Below are 20,213 nucleotides of genomic sequence, written 5' to 3' on the forward strand. Positions count from 1 at the left end.
ACCCTTTTACCGGGGCACGATAACAATGATAATCATTTTCAATTGAGGTGTCAATACATTTTATTGCATAAAAAACAAAGAAGTTTCCCCTATGTTTTCGGGGTCGCTCCTTTGGGTTCGCCGATCCATTTATATAGCGTGATATCGTTGTATACGGGCTCGAACCGCCCGTCGCTCCGATAACGCGCCACCGGCTGTACTTGCTCCCGCAGCGGACCGACCTGCGCCTCGAAGCCTCGCAGCACATGGTCGGTCAGCAAAATCGTCGCCGAGGGATCCGCCTGCACATCCGAAAGAAAATAGCCGTAGGTCTCGATACGGCGGTTCGTCACCGGCGAATGCAAGTATTGCAGCACGCGCGTCTCCTCCCACGTGTAGACGACGAACCGCTCCTCGGGCTTCGCCTTGGCTAGCTCGCGCAGCCCTTGCTCGAGCTGGTAGACGGCCGGCAGCTCGCTGGCCTGCCGGGCAATGAGCGCGCCGCCCACGGCCGCCTGCAGCGCGACCATGCCTGCGGCCAGCAGGGCGCCCGCGGCCGGCAGCGCGCGGCGCATGCGCGCGCCGCGCCGCTCCGGCGCGGAGCCGGGCTGCGCCGGCGAAGCGTCCGATGCCGCACCGAGGTGTGCCGGTGCGGCTTGGGGCGCTGCCGCGCAGAGCATCGACAGCAGCAGCCACATGACGCCGATCAGGGGCGTCATGTGGCGCGGCTTGTCGATGTTTTGCGCCAGCAGCGCCCAGGCGCCGTAGGCGCCTGCGAGCGCGGCTAGCGCTCGCGGCAGCGACGGGCGGCATAGCCATGCCGCCGCCCGAGCCAGGCGCGAGCCCGCGCGAGCGCTGCCGCGTGGCGAGCGCGCGGCGCCGGCGGCGAGCACGGCGGCGAGGAGCAGCGCCGCCGCCGTGGCGAGGAGTGCCGTGGACCGGGCGAACATGCCGGTCCACAGCACGTTGTCGCCCGCGAAGCGCAGCACGCGCTCCGCGAAGGAGAGCTCGGCGGCGGACGTCACCCCGCCGCCCCACTCGCTGAAGTGGCCCGCCGTAAACGCGGCGGCCAGCTTCGCGAAGCCGCTCAGGCCGCCTTCGCTGAGCGCCAGCCCGGCCACCCACAGCAGCTGGAAGGCCGCCGCAGCGCAGCCAAACAGTAAGATCCGCGGCCAAAGCCGCTTCCCCTGCCGCCGCCAGTCCATGCCGCTCAAGACGAGCAGCCAGACCAAGGCCAGACCAAACGGCGCAAAAGACAGCCGGATGCCCATGACGATGCCGAACAGAAACAGCGCCGCTAGGATCCGTCCCAACGTCCGCCGCTCCATCGCCCGCCACCAGCTCCATAGAAACCACCACAGCATCGCGATTCCAGCCGCCTCCGACATCGGCCGAACCGTTTGCAGCCAGAGATAAGGCGCCGTAAGCGCGAGCAGCACGGCAAGCGCCGACCACACCGGCGATAGCCGCCGCCTTGCCAGCAGCCAAATCGGAATGGTCGCGAGCGCCATCAGCACAATGTTAAAAGACGCGTACGCTTGCGGTGGATTGCTCACGAAGCGTGCTGCGGCCATTGCGCCCATGACGAAATAGGGATAGCCCGGGAAATGAGGCTGCATCGCAAGCAAATCAAACCGATCCAGCGCCAGGACAAAATCCACCTCGTCCCAGCTCGCCACAAAAGGGCTTCTGTGCATGAAGCTGACGAGCGCCCACACGACGACCGCAGCACAAAGAAAAGCCGGCGCGGCCACCGACTTTGCTCGATCTCTCAACCTCTTCTTCCGAGAATTCACACTTCCCCGCATAGCTCACCGCACCTAACCTTCTCCAATCGTCCATGCCGAACGGCATGCGGAAGCATGCCTTTTTTCGCCGATTCGCCGCTCCTGTTACTTATGCAAATTCGTCCCGGGCTCCAGCGCCACCTTGCGCGCCGGCTTCCGTCCCGCCCGCTGACTGTTTCCTACAGGCCGACGCATCTCCTTCCAAACCGCAGGAAGTACGTTACCCACGTATTTGCGGAACGTGATGAACGACTCCCCGTGTACGCGCACTTGGTACGTAATCGGAACCTCTTCCATGACAAAGCCCTTCCGCACCAAATTCAGCGTCAGCACCTGGGCATAGTTGTAATCATGGATGATCTCCGCCCGCTCCATCGCCTCCCGCGAGAAGCCGCGCATGCCGGACTGACCATCCCAAATAAACCGTCTTAACAGCAACGTCTGCAGCAGCGTAAAGCAAAAATTGCCGATTCTGCGGTGCAGCTTCATGCCGCGGACGACGCCTTTAAAACGCGAGCCCATCGTATAGTCCGCGCGTCCTTCCATGATCGGAGCCACCACGTTCGGAATTTCCTCCGCCGGATACTCATTGTCCGCATCGATCATGAGCCCGATGTCCGCCCCGAGGCGCACGCAAGAAGCGAGCCCCTCGCGGACCGCGGCGCCCAGCCCCCGGTTGCGCGGAAACGAGACGACATGGTCCGCACCCGCGGCTCGAGCTTCCTGCACCGTCGCATCCGCGGAGCCGTCGTCGATGACCAGCACTTCCACCAGCCAATCCGGGTGCATATGGCGCGGCACACGCGAGATGACTTTGCCGATATTCAGTTCTTCGTTATGCGCCGGAAGGAATACTACCAGCTTCTTCTTATCCATGCTGCTTCGCTTCTTTCTACCCTATATTTATCCTTCGGCCTTCTCCTTGCCGAATGCTTCCGTAAGCACAGGCCCGCGGCTGTGGCTCGGCAACGGAGCCCCGAGCAAATAGCTGAGCGTCGGCGCAACCGAGACGAGCGAATGCTTCGCTTCCACCTTCACGCCGCCCCGCACGTTCGGCCCATACATGAAGAAAGGCACAAACCGTTCGCCTTCATCCAAGTGACCGTGCCCGCCAATGCCGTCTGCTTGCCCGTGGTCGGCGCACACGATGAACGTTGCATTTTCAGCATGACCCTGCTCCTGAAGCCAAGTCACAAACTCCGCAATGAGCGCGTCCGCCTCTTCTATTTTCTGGCGGTACTCGTCATACAACGCGCCCATGCTGTGCCCGGTTTGGTCGGTCGCAATAAACTGGACGACGAGCAAGTCCGGATTTTGCTCCGCCATGATCAGCTTCGCGCGCTCCATAATGTTTCGGTCCGCCTTGTCGTTGTGCATGACGGCCGTGACGCTCTCCACATCGTCTCCCATGGAATCGATCAGATGGGCAATGCCCAGCAACCGGCCACGTTTGCCAACTTTGCGGAGGCTGTCGAAAATCGACTCGACTTTAATGCCGAGCTTCCACACCATATTCGACGTAATGCCGTGCTCCCTCGGGTACGTGCCCGTGAACATGGACGAGAAGCAGACCACCGTCCGTGCCGGATAAACCGTCTCCATCTGCGTATATTCCGTGCCTTCCGCCCGCCATTTTTTCAGAAAAGGCACATTCGCCTCCTCGAACCGGTCCTTGCGCATGCCGTCAACGACCAGCACGAACACCTTGCCGCTGCTCGCCTGCTCAGGCTTTTCAACAGGTACCGTATAACCTTCGATCTCTTTCGGCTTCCAATCAAACAAATTCCGATGAAGAATATACGCATACAAGGCTACACCGACGACGAACCCTACATAGCTGCTCCATGTAAAATCCCCCCGTGCCGCGGCGCCATCCGCCAGGTAAGGCCCGGCCGTATCGATCACGAACAACAGCAGCAGAAACTTCGGCAGCTGTTCCTGGGCGTTGCCGCTCGTCGAGTCGCTATTTTTGAGCACTAGCTTCCAAAACCGCTTAAAATTCCACCACGAAGTCCCAATGCGAAGATGGTAGTAGAACGTGCCCCAGAAATAGATCGTGAAGAACAAGAACAACCCGATTGCAGTCGCATACAGCCCAAGTTCCAAATGCGCATCGCGCCACAGCACGAGCGCAGCCACGACCGGAAGCCATAAATAATTGCGCAGAAACAGCGGAAAATCATAATAGAAATAGAGCGCAAACAGCGGAAACGCCGCCAGCAGGCCAAGCCCGAAATGCAGCCAGAAGCTCCCGTCTCCCCAAGCATTCATATGGTAGAGCGCATAGACGCCAATCGTGAAAATCGGCGTAAACGGCTTCCCCTCGTTCAATAAATTCCAGCAGCGCGCCGCTATGATTTCAAAACCAGACGCTTTCTTCATTCCGTGTTTTTCCTCCCTATCTTCCTCAAACCAACCCATTCTTTGAGCTCCGCCAGCGTTACCGCCGCCAGAACGAGCGATACCGCACCAAACGCGTAAGCAAATACGAACTTATATCCATGCGACAGCAGCGCAACCGTGTAGCCATCCACGCCCGCGACGCCCAGCACGCCAAGTGAAGCAGTCAAAGTCATCTCATACGTACCAATGCCGCCCGGCGTAATATGGAACAGCTGACCCGCAATCGTCATGCTATTCGCCCAAACCGCTTGAAGCCAGTTTACATCTAGATGCAGCACATGTACGACGCCGAATACGACAGCCCCTTCCAACACCCAGCTCCCCAACGTCAGCACAGCGATACCCACTCCCCTGCGCGAGCCGATCGTCGTCGACAGCCGTTCCCCATGCCGCTGTATAACCGCAATGAGCGGGTTCGCCTTGCCCCCTTCAGTCTTCATTCGACGTATGTACATAGAAACCGCCAACAGTCCCCCTGCCGCTCCAAGCCCTAGTGCAACCTGAATCCAAGGAGAAACCGAGACCGATAATCCAAGCAGGGTTGCGCCAATAGAACCGATTAGCAAAAGTGAAACCATATCCAGCAACCGCATAATGGCCACCGAGTGAAGCGCATCCTCCCAGCCCATCCGTGTCATCCGCACGAGCATACCTGTGCGTGCCAAATCGCCTAGCTTTATGGGCAGCACATGATTGACCAGCAGGCTCACGAACAAAGGGTAGACGTAACCGCTCAGCCGATCTTCCTTCTCACGAGCTACATACCGGCGCCAAGCGACTGCCTTCATCCAAAACGATAGACCATAGAAAACCGTCATCATCAAGATCCACCACGGCGAATGCACCAGCTCCCCGAATGCTGCGCCAATCTCGCGCCCCCGAAACCACCGCATCGAGAGCCAAACAAACACGGCTGCCATCAACAAGCCGCCGCCGGCAATTCCCGCTTTCTTCATACGCACTCCCGCCATCTGTCCACACGTTTCTATCATTATAGTTGAGAACCGTTATCATTATCATTTAGTATAGTCGGCATGCCAAGGCTCGTCAATTCAATCCCCTTCGAATTGGAAAAAAAGAGCCCCCAGCCTTCATAGTAAAGGCTGGGAGCTGCTCTTGCCGTAGTACTCTACGTACCACTCTGCAAATCTTTGCAAACCTTCTTCAATTGAAGTCTTCGGCTTAAATCCGACTGCCTGCTCCAGAAGCGTTGTCGCTGCATACGTGACCGGCACATCTTCCGGCTTTAGTGGCTCAAACACTTTCTGAAACGCAATGTTTCTTCCGGCTGCCCTGCTTAGCGCTTTCTCTAATGTTTCAATAAATACCATCAGCTTCTCCGGTCTGCTGTTGCCAATGTTGTAGATCCGGTTTGGGACATCATTATCGCTCGGCGCATTCTGCAGTAAACGTTCCACCGCATCAATAATGTCATCTATGTAAGTGAAATCACGATATAGATCCTTTTCTATATCGCCGTTGTTATAAATCTTTATCGGCTCGCCTGCAAAAAACTTATCGGCAAACGAGAAGTAAGCCATATCTGGACGCCCCATCGGGCCGTACACCGTAAAAAACCGCAGCCCTGTAGCTGGGATCTTGTACAAATGGCTATACGTAAAAGCCATTAGTTCATTCGTCCTTTTGGTTGACGCGTAAAGCGATACCGGGTGGTCAACCCGATCGTTTTCTTCAAACGGCACCTTCTGATTCTCTCCATATACAGAGCTAGAGGAGGCGTACACGAGATGCTCTACGGGATGGCGGCGGCATGCTTCGAGAATATTGAAAAATCCCATCACATTGCTCTCCATGTAGACATCGGGATTTTCTAAGGAGTACCGAACCCCCGCTTGAGCGGCTAAGTTTACCACGATATCGGGTCTGTATTCGTCAAAGATACCCATAAGCGCCGTTTTATCCGAAATATCGGCCTTAATGAACCCGAAAGACTCATATGCTTGTAGTTGCTTCAACCGAGCATGCTTCAGATTGACATCATAATAATCATTTAGATTATCGATCCCAATGACCCTGCAGCCCTGTTCGAGCAGCTTCTTGCATAGGTAGTATCCGATAAACCCTGCGGAACCGGTAATCAGATAGCTTTTACTAGGGTCAATCGGTTTGGACTTCAATGGTTTCTGTCTCCTTCGAGCTTGCTCTGCCAGTTGATCTTCTGCCAATGGAGTGATACTCAACACCGACCTGCTCCATCTCGTGAACCGAGTAGAGATTTCTTCCGTCATACACCAACGGCGTATTCATTCTTCTTTTATAAGCCTCAGGTTTAATCTCTTGAATGGCCTTCCACTCCGTCAAAATAAAGCATACGTGCGCTTCATCAATGGCTTTCATCGCATCTGACACATACGTGATGCTCCCAGTCTGCTTATTTCCCTGCGGATACCATTTAGAGAAATTGTCAACTCCAACCGGATCATATGCATAAACGTTTGCACCTTGCTCTAGGAGTAAAGGGATATTCACGAGTGAAGCCGCTTCCCGCACATCGTCGGTTTCCGGTTTAAACGTAAGTCCCAGCACCGCCACCTTTAACCCGCTGAAACCGCCTAGTCTTTCAATGGCCTTACGAACCAGCACCGTTTTCTGCTCATTATTCACTTCAATTGCGGCTGTAACGGTTCGCAGTTCATACTCATGCTGCCTTGCCATATACGCCAGCGCTTTCGTATCCTTCGGGAAGCAAGATCCCCCGTATCCGATCCCCGCTCGAAGAAACTTGCCGCCTATCCGGCTGTCGAAGCTCATCCCTTTGGCTACATCTTCTATATCCGCGCCAACCCGTTCACACAGATTTGCAATTTCGTTCATATACGATATTTTCAAGGCAAGGAAGTCATTTGAGGCATACTTAATCATTTCAGCTGATCTTCGTGAAACGGACACCATCGGCAGCTGAAAAGGCTTATATATCTCCATCAGCCGTTCCTCCGCCCATTTGCTCTCAGTCCCGATGATGGTGCGTTCGGCATGAAGCGTATCCCGCACAGCCGTTCCTTGGGCCAGAAATTCAGGGTTCGATGCAACCTCGACCCTCACCTTATGCACCAAGCCGTTCCAAATCAGTTCTTCTACTCGATCGTTAGTCCCTACAGGTACAGTCGATTTCACGACGACGAGGCAATCTTGCTGTACGGACTCGGCAATTTGGCTTGCTACGGTTGTTATGTTGGTAAGATCCGCAGAGCCGTTTGGCAACTCAGGCGTACCCACGCCGATAAAGATGACATCCGCATTCTTATAGGCGGAGCGGTAATCAATAGTAAACTCCATTTTACCTGCCGCAATATTCTCCCTTAGCAGTTCTTCAAGTTGGGCCTCATAAATGGGCGAAATACCGGCCTTCAGCTGATTGATTTTAGTTTCATCAACATCAACGCACACCACTTGATGGCCGACCTGGGCTAAACATACACCTGCAACCAAGCCAACAGAACCGGTTCCCGCCACTGCTATTTTATACATAAAAAGGCCCCTTTGCTTAAGGTTCTCCTCGATTATATCAAAGCCTGCTCCTTGCATCTATTCCAATGAATTAACCAGCATATTGAAAATGCGTAAACGGCTATACCGATGTCATGCCATAGACTTCCAACGAATTAGCTCTGCAATAACACAAACAAGGCTCCCCTAGATAGGGGAGCCTTGTTTGTACAGTAAATACGAACCGATTAAGCCATGCCTTTCATAATTTCTCGTCCGGCCTCAACTTGTTCATTAAACTCTTTGCGATATTCCGCGATAATGTCGGTGCTGTAGCCGTTCGACTTCAGCTGCGTCTCGGTCTCGCTCACGATGGTGTTGAACTTCGCTGTGCACGCGTCAAGCTGAGCATAGCCTTTGTTCTTCAACGTTTCTTTCAATTTCGCATCATCCGTGCTGATATATTGGATCCCGATATCCATCAATGCCGATTGACAGCTGTTCTGCAATGCGGTTAGCCTCGACTCAGCATTAGCCGTAATGGACTCATAGGAAGGCTTCGTAATGACGCCGCCACCTCCACCACCGTTAGATCCGCCGTTCGAACCACCATTAGACCCGCCTGTATTTCCGTTACCCGCGCCTGTCCCCGGCTTGCCTTGCTCTGCCTGGTATGCGGCCGACTCTGCGGATACTTGCTTCTTCACCGCATCCCACTGAATGGCTGTTCCAACCGCCTCGGATAAGAAGCGAACCGGTACATACAGAGTACCATTTACGATGTAGCCAGCCTGTCCATTAGACAGCGCCTTTGCCTTGCCATTCACAACAAACTTAACAGCTTTTGGCGTAAGCTGTATGGTTACTCCACCCTTAGCCGACGCTTGATTGCCATATGCGATGAGATTAGTAAGATAATCTTTCAAAACGACAGCTTCTTGCTTCGATGGATTTGATACTGTTACTTTAAGTGTCTTCGCATCCCAATACACGCTTTTTTGTAACGCATACGATACGAAGCGAAGTGGCACGTATGATGTTCCCTTTACGGCAAACACATATTGACCGTCCGGCAGCAAGAGCCTCTTGCCGTCAAAGACCATGTTAAAGGAGCTTGTCTTGACTTTCACGGCAGCAGATGGTGCCGCTGCGACGATGGAATGGATAGTGAAAATAAGTGCACTCAATAGAGTTAGTGACAGCATTAGTTTAGATTTTTGTAAATACAATCGATACACCTCTCAATTAGATTCATCAAGATAAACATGCTCAGATTTGTCATTATGCTATATTTCAATATCAAGTACAATACTATCTATGCGGCCTGCTTCACGAATAAAATCTGCTACAGCTCGATGGTCCGGATGAGGTCCATATGATTCAAGGGCCGCCCGATTTTCGAATTGAGCCGTTAGCAAGATCTGATAACCCTGGTTTTTATCTGTAAAATTAATCCCCGCTCGTACATCAACCAATCCTGGAATCCGGCCTTTTAATAATTTAAATCGGCTACAAACCTCATGTAAATGTTCACTCGAAGTATTTTCTTTAAATTTGATAATTACAACATGTTCAATCATAAAAGTTTTCTCTTTTCAAATAAAATGACGTATTTTCAGTATTAATTGCAGTATGAATTGGCTATAATTATACATTTATATTAGATATTATTTATTATTTAATTACATAAAGCTTAGAACCTCTTCGATATCCCTTCTTTTGGAAACCGCAACTTTAAACGAATCTTGAAGATGACCTACACTAATCATCATCATAATATTTTCAGAATCATTTATCCCAACAGCTTTTTTAAATTTCCGATCTACTTCAGTAGTAGTGCTCCAATTAAGGGGACATGCTCCGAGACCATTGTAATGCAAACCGTATAAGAGAGACATTGCGAACATTCCACCATCAATGAAAGATTGATTTCTCTCATGTACCCCTTCAAATACCCTCAAATCATTTGTTACAATTAGTAATTTATTTGCTAGGTGACCAAATCCCCTATTCCCATTTTGAAATCCTAGTACCTTATTAATTAAATTCTTGTCACAAACGACATATACTTTTGATGATTGTCTGTTGCAGGCCGAAGGAGTCTTCTGGGCAACTTTAATCGCTTCCTTTAAAAGGTTAATGTCAACTTCCTCATCTGTATAATTTCTAACGGAATATCTACATGCTGAAAATTCCATAAATCCACTATTTGCTGATTTGATGATTTCGTCCTTCGTTAAGTATTTAAATCCTCCCTCTGTCTGATTTTTATTTACTACTAGCTCCCTTGTAATTTTTCCATAACCTTTTTTCATGTCAGTGAGATCATAATATTTTGAATTATAGTTGATATATTTTTCAAGTACACTTAAAGCCGATAAAAATTGTTTACTTTCTAAGGAGTAACCATTCTCTATATATCTCTCACAAAGGGAGATTAAAGAAGTCGCAACATCTACTCCAAATCCCTGTTTTACTACCGGCATTGATAATCCTTTTTCCAACACATGATAATGTTTTATTATATTTGCTTCAAGATTTTTTTGATAATTAGTTCTAGATGTATACCGATAATATCTGCTAAAGTCATAATAATAGTTCATTATTAGTGTATATATTATCTTTATAGGTCTAAGTCTTTTCTTTAAAAAAGATATCACTATTTAACCCTCCATATAATCACAATTCATTATTGTTCTTTATGAATTCTTTTTAAATATTATTTAACTTTTGTGCGCTTTTAAAACGAACATTAACGAATATAATTTGTTTTTTTAACTTGGCGCTTTTTTAGAATAGCATTTACTCTTCTGGCAATATTCCACATATCTTGTCTATCAAACAAAAACCCACTTAATGCTGCTACTACTAGAGAATAAACCATTATGACGAACAAAGTAACTAACCATGATAAATAGTTATTAGTGACTGGTTTTATTATTAAGAATGGGATGTAGATAATAAATATACACAGAAAAATTCTATTTATTCTATACATTGTACTTTTAATAGATAACATTGTAATTGACCTAGGAATATAGCACATCAAATCTATACTCCTGTAAATGTTAGAAAGTATAGATGCAATAAGAACACCTATCATTCCGAAATACAGTGTCAGTATTACACCACCTATTACAGTGATTGCTCCTTGAATAGTAGTTTGAACTTTCGTTTCTTTATACATTCCCGCGGCAATTACTAGCATTCCTTGTGGGGTTTTAATGTTATACAATAGCCCATTTAACACAAATAAAAAACCTAGAATCGGCAGATCATAATTAATATCCTTAATATCTATTGTATATAATCGAATAAAGGGCATTATTGTAACAAAGGTCGTTGCATACACTATTGTTATCAGACTATAATATGAAAACTCAAACTCTTTATACGCATTTTGTAGTGTATTTAATTCTTTTCTAGCAATAATATTACCAAACGATGCCGATAAACCACTTACAAAAATACTAAGTATACCGTTTACTCCTGCAATAACCATATAGTAAATGGCAAACACACTCACTAGCTTTAAATCATTACATACAAGTGTAATAATAACTATCGGTGCACCGATTTGTATCGCTCCAAGTATTTGTAAATATAGAGCATCCCATCTTTTATTTAATGCGGTAAGATCCGGCTTCTCTTTATAATTTATATATTTATACTTTTTCTTAGCATAAATCATAAGAATGAATGACCGAATAAATATTGAAAATAATGCTACAAAGCGTAAAGTAACTATATCAACTTTTAGATTTGCTAATATAACAATAAGTAACGTACTAATGACAATTTCAACAATTGATGCGATTGAAATTATATAACCCTTTTGGTCTGCAGTTAATAATGCCCTATATTTAGCAAGTGTAAAGAACTCTAATGAGCCATTCACGCCTAAAACTAAAACTAGTAAACCAACACTTAATGGTGTCACAGCCATCGATTTCACGAACATTGGATAAATGAACGCTAAGCCAATTGTCAACGAAACAAACATATATCCTGACTGAGTATAAAATTTCTTAGCCGCACTTATCACACCATTAATAGCTTTATAATTGTTCTCTGCTAAAGGTTTGTATAAGGCATAAATCGCAGCACCAGATAACCCTGATTCAACTAAACTAAAATAAATAATAAATTGGTTTATTGAAGAAACTAATCCGTTAATTTCTGATCCATAAAAATGAAGCATTATCTTCGGAGTAATGAAACCGGTTAACATGACTAATACTTGATAAAATCCAGTTGAAACTGAATTATAGAGGAAATTTTTTGTTCTACTCATCAGTATCACTTATTATTGTCTTTAGATATGCCATTGATTGCTCGCGTGCATCAGATAATATACGGTTAATTGGATCATAGTCAATGACATTTCCAATATCTATTTTATTACCTATTCCAATTTGCCGCTCTTTTAACCCAAATATATTTATAATGTTCTCTAATCTTGAATTTACATTTGCAGGTGAAGGCAATAAGCCCATAAAAAAATTCTTGTTAAAATTAATAGAAAAAGCTACGCCGTGAAAAGAGTTTGTAACTATATACGTCGCATTCAAAAACAACTCTAGCCACTCTACAGGCGATACTGTCCGCGCAAATGTAGCTTTAATATTTCGAGCAATCCTATCAGTAATATATATTATTTCATATCCCGTTTCTTTAGCTAGTTCTTCTGTAAATTTAACAATATTAGGTTCAGGAATCATTAAATATAATAAGATGTACTTTTTGGGGTTGTTATTTTTAGATATTCTAAAAGCTTCGATCCATTCATTGACATTTAATAGTAGTGTAGGGTCCTGAACAACAGGGACCTTTTTCTGTAATAGCGAATTAACTATTTTTTTTCCCTGCTCTTCTCTGACCGATATTTTATTGAAGTTACCCAATAGCTCTCTGTATTTGTTAATGTAATCCTTGGGTATTTCCAGGAATCCAAAGCTTGCAGCATATGAATATTTCTTCTTACTATCGGAAACAAAATCTAAAAAATAAGTTTTATCAAAATTGGAGAGTCCGTAGTTCCAAACTTGGTCACTACCTGTAATATATGCATCATAATAATTTTGACGTTGATTTAGAGTACTAATATCAAGATCTCTCTCTTCATCAACAAGATATTTTTCACGAAACTCTACAAACTTTTCGTATTTTTCCTTTTTTGCTGCATAAGTTAATATCCCATTAATAAAACTTTTACTACTGTTAAAGTCAAATAATTTCACTCGATTTATCTCATCAATATATTGGTTTTTATAATCTATTATATTGCAATGCGCCCCTAACTTAGTTATTACGCTCTTTAGAGCATATGCTTGCAACACAGCACCATAATTGATACTTCTATGAAAAGTCAGGATGCCAATTTTTTTCATACTCTTCTCCTTCACCACTTAAGCAATTATATAAATCAATATACTCTTTATATTTTTTTGACATATCATAATTACTTGCACGTCTTAGACAATCTGCCTTCGAAATAGTATGGCTAGTATTAGATAAAATTTTATAGAAAGTGTCGGCATTATATTCTTCTGCTACAACACCACAACTTAAATCAACTGTTTCTGGTACAGCAGTTAAATTTGAAACAATTGCAGGTGTACCACAAGCTAATGCTTCAACAGTAACTAGTCCCATTGTCTCCTGCATACTTGGATTTACAAACCAATCTGCTGCAGAATAGATTTCAACCAACTCTTTAGAAGTACGTGCCGTCAGTCCAATTATATTCTGAGGAAGATTCATAATCTGATCAGTAGACAGACCAACTAATACTAACGAGTAGCCACTGTCCAATCGTTTAGATAGTTCTATAAATATATCGAGCCCTTTGCTCTTGTTCCAAATACTCGACACACCTAGAATGATTTTCTTATTTTGTAAACCGTATTTTAATCTAAAGTCACTTTCTGTTGGTTTAAAGAGTTTTAAATCAATCCCATTATTAATTACCTTTATTTGATAACTTCCCAAAAAAGATTCACTAACCAAACCTGCCAGCCAATTCGATGGTGTTACTATTGTTAGATTTTTCACCCCTGTAAACCACTGCTTTTTTAAGCTATACATCCTTTTAGTTCTGTCTACTATACTCGCAGGATAATCATTATACTGTGGACACTCAAAGCAGCCTTTTTTCCACTTCTCACATTGTACCATAGTAAAATGTGGACACTGACCCGTGAACGCCCAACAATCATGCAATGTCCATACTACCTTAACTTCTTTTTCTTTGATATAATCAAACAACAATTTCAAGTTAATATAACAGTTATGCAAATTATGCAGATGAATTATCTCAGGCTTAATTTCTTCGAGTTTCCTAATGAACGTTTTTGTAGTCAAGTTTGAAAAACATCCGTTTAATCCAGTATAATATGCCAACTGTAGATGTAGATTTCTATCAATTATACTCCCAATTAAAATGTTGTTTTCCACTTCGATTTGTTTGTTAGTACGGGAGTTTGCATATGCAACATATGAAATATATCCATACATATTCGCTTCTCTGGATATATTCAACATAATACTTCCAGTACTGCCAAAATTTACCGAATTTATATGAAGCACTTTTATATGTCGACTCACTAAATTCACCTTCCACCTATAGCGGTAGAGCCATATATTAGATTGAAGATTTTATTTTCCCCAGACAATTCTATTCACATAATCGGTATATGATAAAATAATCCTGAGTACTTTTTCGGAAACATTCGGCATCCTGTAATCTTCAACAATTCTTAGAGTGTTTTTTCCCTGAGTTTCCAGCACCTCTAATCCTTGCAATATCCTTTCTTTTCTAACCCCAACCATCATTACTGAAGCTTCTTCCATTGCTTCAGGTCTCTCGTGGGCTTCTCTGATGTTGAGTGCTTTAAAACCAAGTATTGAAGACTCTTCACTAATAGTTCCACTATCACTAAGAACAGCTTTAGCATTTATTTGAAGCTTAACGTAATCATTAAAACCTAATGGCTTCAATATTGTAACTAAGGGATTAAACTCTATTCCTTTAGTGTCTATCATATTTTTTGTTCTAGGATGCGTGCTTACAATCACCGGAAGACAATACTTTTGGGCAATTGCATTTAAACTATCAACTAAATATGAGAAATTAATATCGGAATTTATATTTTCCTCTCTATGAGCAGAAACTACAAAATACTCGCCTTCCACAAGGTTCAGCCTATCAAGAACAGCAGAATTATTTATATCTTCTATTCTGGAGTTAATCACTTCAAACATTGGACTACCTGTCTTAATGATTCTATCTGCAGGCAACCCTTCTCTAAGTAAATACTCTCTTGCAATATCACTATAAGTTAAGTTGATATCCGCTATGTGATCTACAATTTTTCTGTTAGTCTCTTCGGGTACCCTTTGATCAAAGCATCTGTTTCCTGCTTCCATATGGAAAATAGGAATATGCCTTCTTTTTGCTGCAATTGCACATAAACAGCTATTGGTATCCCCAAGGACCAAGAATGCCTCTGGTTTCACTTTCTCAATGATAGGATCTATTTTCATTATAATATTCCCAATAGTCTCCACTGCATTTCCAGACGCTGCATTAAGGAAATAGTCAGGCTTCTTTAATTTGAAGTCTGAAAAAAATACCTCATTTAATTCATAATCATAATTTTGACCAGTATGAACAAGCACATGATCTATGGCCTCTGATTCGTCTAATTTATTTATAACAGCCGATAGTCTTATAATCTCGGGTCTGGTTCCAATGACTGTCATTACTTTAAGTTTCTCCATAGATCAAACCTCCAAATAGATCGTATCCGGCTTCTCAGGGTTGTAATATTCATTTGCCCACATAATAGTGACCATATCTGTATTACCTAAGTTCTCAATATTATGAGTATAACCCGTAGGGATATCGACTACTTCCAACTTTTCACCACTTACAAAATACTCTAATACTTCATTTGTATCAATTTTTCTAAAACGAATAACCCCTCGACCACTAACTACTAAAAACTTCTCATTCTTAGTATGGTGCCAGTGATTCCCTTTAACTATGCCAGGCTTTGAGATATTTACTGATACCTGGCCCCTATCTGGAGTCTTAATAAACTCTGTGAAGGAACCTCTATGATCAATATTCATATTAAGATCGTAACTAAACATATTGTCTGGTAAATAGCTTAAGTAGGTACTATATAACTTTTTAGTAAATGCATCAGACATATCGGGAATAGAGCGTTCTTCACGGCTTACCTTAAACGAAGATATCAATTTAACAATTTCTCCAAGAGTAATAGTATGCACAATTGGAATTTCACAGAGATCTCCAACCCTTGTCTCTTTATCACTAAGTGCATTAATAAGCTCTTCAACAATATCATCAATATATATCAAGTTCATGACAACACTGGGATCATTTACAGTGATCGGTAGTCCATGAGCAGTATTATGACAGAATGTTGCTACTGCACTATTGTAATTCGGTTTACACCATTTACCAAAAACGTTAGGAAACCTATAAACTAATACTTTTGCACCTGTTTCTCTACTGTATTTACTAATTAGATCTTCGCTTGCTTTTTTACTAATACCATAGGGATTATTTAATACAGCTTGGGTAGATGAGGAAATCATAACTGTGCAAGCATTTTGAAATTTTTTTAATGTATCAAGTAAAATTGATGTAAAACCATAGTTACCATCCATATACTCAGCAGAGTCTATAGGACGATTAACTCCAGCAAGATGGAATACAAAGTCCGCTTCTTTACAGTACTCATCTAGTAAATTTGGATCTGTTTCTTTACTATACTCAAAGATATCCGTGTAATTTCGATTTTTTAACTCCGCAATGAGATTCTTACCTATAAACCCCTTTGCACCAGTCACTAGAATTTTCATGCCTTATTCCAACCTTTCAATTCTTCTCTTACATAATCCAATAATAATAACTTATCTTTAATCTGCTCGATATTTAATCTTTTCGTGTTATGAGAGTTGTACTCACTTTCATAAGATAAACTCTGATTCCCTTCAATAAAGTACTTATCATAATTAAGATCTCTTTTATCCGCTGGTACTCTATAAAATCCACCTAAGTCTTCTGAAACTACATGCTCTTCTTTGGTTAACAGAGTTTCATATAACTTCTCGCCGTGACGAGTACCAATAATTTTAACTTCGTTATCAACATTAAATAACTCTGTAAGTGCAATCGCTAAATCTCCAACAGTAGATGCTGGCGCTTTTTGAACCATGATATCCCCAGCTTCAGCATTTTGAAAAGCAAACACAACTAACTCAACTGCTTCTTCAAGACTCATTAGGAACCTTGTCATGTTTGGATCTGTCACTGTTAGTGGTAGCCCATTTTTAATCTGATCAATAAAAAGCGGAATCACAGAACCTCTTGATGCCATAACATTTCCATATCGTGTACCACAAATCAATGTTCTCTGTGGATCTACAGTTTTTGATTTTGCGACAAATACTTTTTCCATCATAGCTTTAGAGATACCCATTGCATTTATAGGATAGGCTGCTTTATCTGTAGATAGGCAGATGACTTTTTTAACTGCATTTTCAATTGCAGCCGTTAATACATTTTCTGTTCCTAGTACATTTGTTTTCACAGCTTCTAGAGGAAAAAATTCACATGAAGGTACCTGTTTAAGTGCTGCAGCATGGAAGATATAATCTACCCCATGCATCGCATTCTTAACACTAGCCAAATCCCTCACATCACCAATATAAAACTTAAGTTTATCGTTTTTATAATGTTTTCTCATTTCATCTTGTTTCTTCTCATCTCGGGAAAAGATTCGAATTTCTTTTATATCAATATCTAGAAATCTCCTCATTACTGCATTACCAAAAGAACCAGTGCCACCTGTGATTAATAAAGTTCCATTCTTGAACATCTAGCTATCTCCTTGTCTATATCACATTTTTATATAATTGTAATAATCGCCCAATCATTAGTACTGCTAAAAAAGTGTCTCTATTTCTTTCACAAAAGCTTGAGGTGTGTTATAGTACATACTCTCTTTGAGCCCCTGTAAATTCACACTTTTTCCACGAGAATTCTGAATAAAATTCTCTAGCTTTAAAGTATCTTCATTAATCTGCTCCCTGTTTTCATTTAACAACAATGATAATGGATATTGTTTTAAATAAGACAAACTTGGCTCATTTTCAATAGGATACGTCGATATAATCGGTTTTCCAGTTGTCATATACTCAAATATTTTACTTGGTACCATAGTTGAGATATTATTACCTATGTTAATTAGGAAATCTGCATCTCTCAATACACTAATTACTTCAGCGTGTGGTATGCTATTTATCACTCTAATACGGTTCTTTGTTGAATTTTTCTGTGCTTCTTTAATAAGATCCGGACATGTGTTTGTCCCAATTAGTGTAAGTGTACAGTTGTCTATATTTAATCTACTAAATACTTCTAAAATATACTTTGGATTACGAATATGTATAGGTATTGATCCTACATATACTAGATTAATCTGATTCGTATCAAGTATCTTTGAGGAAGGACTGTTATTATTACTCTTAAAAGATGTAAGTAACGGAATATCAAGTATTCGCATCCTTGAATAATATCCCTCATTTTTTGTGTATAGATCATGATGTTCTTGACTTGCTTTCATAACTATTATTTTATCAGCATTTTTAAGCAATCTTCTCTCCCATTTTATCCCTCTAGTAACAATCCAATTTTTCGAGAACTTTTTTGGTCCATATCCTCCTGAGAGTGAATCTAAAAAATAAGGGACAAATTTTAGTTCTGGGTGTTTTTTTTTCAAAAAGTATCCCGCAATTATAGTATCAATTTGAGTATAGATTGGAATAATGCAATCGAAATCGCTAGTATTATACATTTTTGATGCTGCTCTATAGAAACGAAAAGCATACATTGGAGAGATTAGAGGCCAAGTAGGTATACTTAAGATTAATTTAAACTTATTTAATACGAATGATAATTTACGTACTATCCAAGATATAGCCCCAGTATTGTTATTACACCAATTATTCATTCTATATGTTAAACGCGGCTTAATTCTTACAATGTGTATACCATTACTTATTTCTGATTTACTTGACTTATATTCTTCATTTGTTATGCATAATACTTTATATCCCATGCTAGAAAATTCATTCATAACTGCATCCGCACAAATCCCATTTGCAGAGAGCTTTTCTCCAACCAAAAACAAAATCGTTTTCACAACTAACCTCCAACATAACAATCTATATATTTAGTTCTCAACTTTATTAGTAAATTTAACACTATCTACCCCATAAAAAACTAAAACATAAATGAAAGCAATTCTTATAAAATCCTCACTAAAGATAATTATTAACATTGCAATTGCCAATAAAATTTTTGAAAATGTTCCACACTTATATCGAAATGAATTTTTTAAATAATAGTAGTTGCATGGAATCCCCCATAGCACTCCAAAAAGGGTAAACCAATTTATTGGTGTGCAAGTCGGCATCGTATACAACTTTTCAGCAGCCATCGAAAGATATTTTTCATATCCTATACCAATAAACGGAGACTTAATAAATTCATAAAAAGGATAAACTACGGCATTAATCCGAACTGATGTTGAAAAGTGCGTACTTCCACTTTCGGTAAACACACCATTAAGTTTTCCAAACAATAGGCGTGAATAATCTTCAGGCATAAGTTTAAACATTAAAGGTACCACTATTATCAACAATGCAATATACTTAAAAATACGTAAATTCTTTAACAAATAATTTTTATCTTTCAAAATATAAGCTATTATTATTGGCACAAGCGCAAAATAACCGGTTGTTGAAAATGTTGTAGCAATTGTAGCAATAAAAATTATTATATATTTTCTTCTTACTTTTGTAGTCAAAAACAATTCAAACATCAAAGCCATATTGAGGTACACCTCAAATGCTCCTGGTTCCCAAAAAAAACCATAGTTCCTATTAAACTCCGCCCCAGGTAGTGCAACAGAGAAGAATAAATTATGAACATTTACTCCAACTCTTTGCCCTACTATTGGGGCAAAATACAGTATTGATGGGTAAAGTGATACAATTAAAAACACTACTAATGAAAATATCGAAATAAAATACATTAGATTTGTATATATCTTAACGAACCTATTAAACGAATATGAGAGGGTAAATAAATATCCCGAGATTACCGCAGCAAGAATTATTACATGATTATATATACCATCTTGATAAATAAATGCTGATATCAAAGCAACAATCAATAAAAAGAACAAAAGAAATAATCTTTCAAGACTAAAGTTTAACTTAAAATCTTTTGCATTCAAAAAGATTCCTATAATCACTGAAAATAATAAAAGTAATACAGATACTATGCCTGGCACTACGTTTGACACATTAAGATAATATGACGATGTGATATATAATAAGAGGAAAATTATAATATAGGAGCTGAAACTTTCTTTTTGTTTCGAATCTTCTATGTCAGTTCTTATATTAAAGCCCGTAAGATAACTTGAAATATGCCTTTGCAAATCATATCCTCCTAATAAAGATCTTGCAAAGAAATTAAAATCCACTTTCCCT

Annotated in this window: 17 protein-coding genes; all 17 read right to left on the reverse strand. The window is 42.0% G+C overall.

Features of this window, described 5'->3' with window-relative positions; genetic code table 11:
* Positions 1-89: 89 nt before the first annotated feature.
* Positions 90-1,754, reverse strand: coding sequence for a glycosyltransferase family 39 protein (locus DL346_RS23245; protein WP_165822637.1), 1,665 nt, complete (start codon positions 1,752-1,754; stop codon positions 90-92).
* Positions 1,755-1,871: 117 nt separating this feature from the next.
* Positions 1,872-2,642 (reverse strand): glycosyltransferase family 2 protein, encoded by a 771-nt coding sequence (locus DL346_RS23250; protein WP_112884786.1) that lies wholly within the window; start codon positions 2,640-2,642, stop codon positions 1,872-1,874.
* A gap of 27 nt (positions 2,643-2,669) precedes the next feature.
* On the reverse strand, positions 2,670-4,148 hold the full coding sequence (locus DL346_RS23255; RefSeq protein ID WP_112884787.1) for an alkaline phosphatase family protein: 1,479 nt from the start codon (positions 4,146-4,148) through the stop codon (positions 2,670-2,672).
* Positions 4,145-5,125, reverse strand: coding sequence for a lysylphosphatidylglycerol synthase transmembrane domain-containing protein (locus DL346_RS23260; protein WP_165822638.1), 981 nt, complete (start codon positions 5,123-5,125; stop codon positions 4,145-4,147). Before DL346_RS23260 ends, DL346_RS23255 begins: the two co-directional genes overlap by 4 nt.
* A gap of 135 nt (positions 5,126-5,260) precedes the next feature.
* Positions 5,261-6,307 carry an SDR family NAD(P)-dependent oxidoreductase gene (locus DL346_RS23265; protein ID WP_240633402.1) on the reverse strand — a complete coding sequence of 349 codons (1,047 nt, stop codon included), beginning with the start codon at positions 6,305-6,307 and terminating at the stop codon, positions 5,261-5,263.
* Positions 6,288-7,658, reverse strand: coding sequence for a UDP-glucose dehydrogenase family protein (locus DL346_RS23270; RefSeq protein WP_240633380.1), 1,371 nt, complete (start codon positions 7,656-7,658; stop codon positions 6,288-6,290). Before DL346_RS23270 ends, DL346_RS23265 begins: the two co-directional genes overlap by 20 nt.
* 206 nt (positions 7,659-7,864) lie before the next feature.
* Positions 7,865-8,845, reverse strand: coding sequence for a stalk domain-containing protein (locus tag DL346_RS23275; RefSeq protein ID WP_112884790.1), 981 nt, complete (start codon positions 8,843-8,845; stop codon positions 7,865-7,867).
* Positions 8,846-8,902: 57 nt separating this feature from the next.
* A complete protein-coding gene (locus tag DL346_RS23280) occupies positions 8,903-9,196 on the reverse strand; it encodes a Dabb family protein (RefSeq protein WP_112884791.1) in 294 nt (97 codons plus the stop codon).
* A gap of 102 nt (positions 9,197-9,298) precedes the next feature.
* Positions 9,299-10,276, reverse strand: coding sequence for a nitroreductase family protein (locus tag DL346_RS23285; protein ID WP_112884792.1), 978 nt, complete (start codon positions 10,274-10,276; stop codon positions 9,299-9,301).
* A 92-nt stretch (positions 10,277-10,368) separates the two neighbouring features.
* On the reverse strand, positions 10,369-11,910 hold the full coding sequence (locus DL346_RS23290; protein ID WP_112884793.1) for a lipopolysaccharide biosynthesis protein: 1,542 nt from the start codon (positions 11,908-11,910) through the stop codon (positions 10,369-10,371).
* Complete coding sequence (locus DL346_RS23295) at positions 11,903-13,006, reverse strand: polysaccharide pyruvyl transferase family protein (RefSeq protein ID WP_112884794.1); 1,104 nt, start codon at positions 13,004-13,006, stop codon at positions 11,903-11,905. Before DL346_RS23295 ends, DL346_RS23290 begins: the two co-directional genes overlap by 8 nt.
* Positions 12,975-14,222 (reverse strand): glycosyltransferase, encoded by a 1,248-nt coding sequence (locus DL346_RS23300; protein WP_112884795.1) that lies wholly within the window; start codon positions 14,220-14,222, stop codon positions 12,975-12,977. Before DL346_RS23300 ends, DL346_RS23295 begins: the two co-directional genes overlap by 32 nt.
* 51 nt (positions 14,223-14,273) lie before the next feature.
* On the reverse strand, positions 14,274-15,398 hold the full coding sequence (gene wecB / locus DL346_RS23305; protein WP_112884796.1) for a non-hydrolyzing UDP-N-acetylglucosamine 2-epimerase: 1,125 nt from the start codon (positions 15,396-15,398) through the stop codon (positions 14,274-14,276).
* Positions 15,399-15,401: 3 nt separating this feature from the next.
* Positions 15,402-16,511 (reverse strand): capsular polysaccharide biosynthesis protein CapF, encoded by a 1,110-nt coding sequence (locus DL346_RS23310; RefSeq protein WP_112884797.1) that lies wholly within the window; start codon positions 16,509-16,511, stop codon positions 15,402-15,404.
* A complete protein-coding gene (locus tag DL346_RS23315; RefSeq protein ID WP_112884798.1) occupies positions 16,508-17,530 on the reverse strand; it encodes a polysaccharide biosynthesis protein in 1,023 nt (340 codons plus the stop codon). Before DL346_RS23315 ends, DL346_RS23310 begins: the two co-directional genes overlap by 4 nt.
* A 66-nt stretch (positions 17,531-17,596) precedes the next feature.
* Positions 17,597-18,856, reverse strand: a complete 1,260-nt coding sequence (locus DL346_RS23320) for a glycosyltransferase (RefSeq protein ID WP_112884799.1) — start codon at positions 18,854-18,856, stop codon at positions 17,597-17,599.
* A 30-nt stretch (positions 18,857-18,886) separates the two neighbouring features.
* Positions 18,887-20,161 carry a hypothetical protein gene (locus DL346_RS23325; protein WP_112884800.1) on the reverse strand — a complete coding sequence of 425 codons (1,275 nt, stop codon included), beginning with the start codon at positions 20,159-20,161 and terminating at the stop codon, positions 18,887-18,889.
* Between the last annotated feature and the right edge of the window lie 52 nt (positions 20,162-20,213).

Source organism: Paenibacillus montanisoli (assembly GCF_003268025.1).
GTDB classification, from domain to species: Bacteria; Bacillota; Bacilli; order Paenibacillales; family Paenibacillaceae; genus Paenibacillus_Z; species Paenibacillus_Z montanisoli.

What these genes read in the sequence shown, in the direction of transcription:
- DL346_RS23250 (WP_112884786.1), bottom strand. Translation starts at nt 2,642, where the DNA reads ATGGATAAGAAGAAGCTGGTAGTATTCCTTCCGGCGCATAACGAAGAA.
- DL346_RS23280 (WP_112884791.1), bottom strand. Translation starts at nt 9,196, where the DNA reads ATGATTGAACATGTTGTAATTATCAAATTTAAAGAAAATACTTCGAGT.
- DL346_RS23290 (WP_112884793.1), bottom strand. Translation starts at nt 11,910, where the DNA reads ATGAGTAGAACAAAAAATTTCCTCTATAATTCAGTTTCAACTGGATTT.
- wecB (WP_112884796.1), bottom strand. Translation starts at nt 15,398, where the DNA reads ATGGAGAAACTTAAAGTAATGACAGTCATTGGAACCAGACCCGAGATT.
- DL346_RS23295 (WP_112884794.1), bottom strand. Translation starts at nt 13,006, where the DNA reads ATGAAAAAAATTGGCATCCTGACTTTTCATAGAAGTATCAATTATGGT.
- DL346_RS23260 (WP_165822638.1), bottom strand. Translation starts at nt 5,125, where the DNA reads ATGAAGAAAGCGGGAATTGCCGGCGGCGGCTTGTTGATGGCAGCCGTG.
- DL346_RS23270 (WP_240633380.1), bottom strand. Translation starts at nt 7,658, where the DNA reads ATGTATAAAATAGCAGTGGCGGGAACCGGTTCTGTTGGCTTGGTTGCA.
- DL346_RS23255 (WP_112884787.1), bottom strand. Translation starts at nt 4,148, where the DNA reads ATGAAGAAAGCGTCTGGTTTTGAAATCATAGCGGCGCGCTGCTGGAAT.
- DL346_RS23310 (WP_112884797.1), bottom strand. Translation starts at nt 16,511, where the DNA reads ATGAAAATTCTAGTGACTGGTGCAAAGGGGTTTATAGGTAAGAATCTC.
- DL346_RS23315 (WP_112884798.1), bottom strand. Translation starts at nt 17,530, where the DNA reads ATGTTCAAGAATGGAACTTTATTAATCACAGGTGGCACTGGTTCTTTT.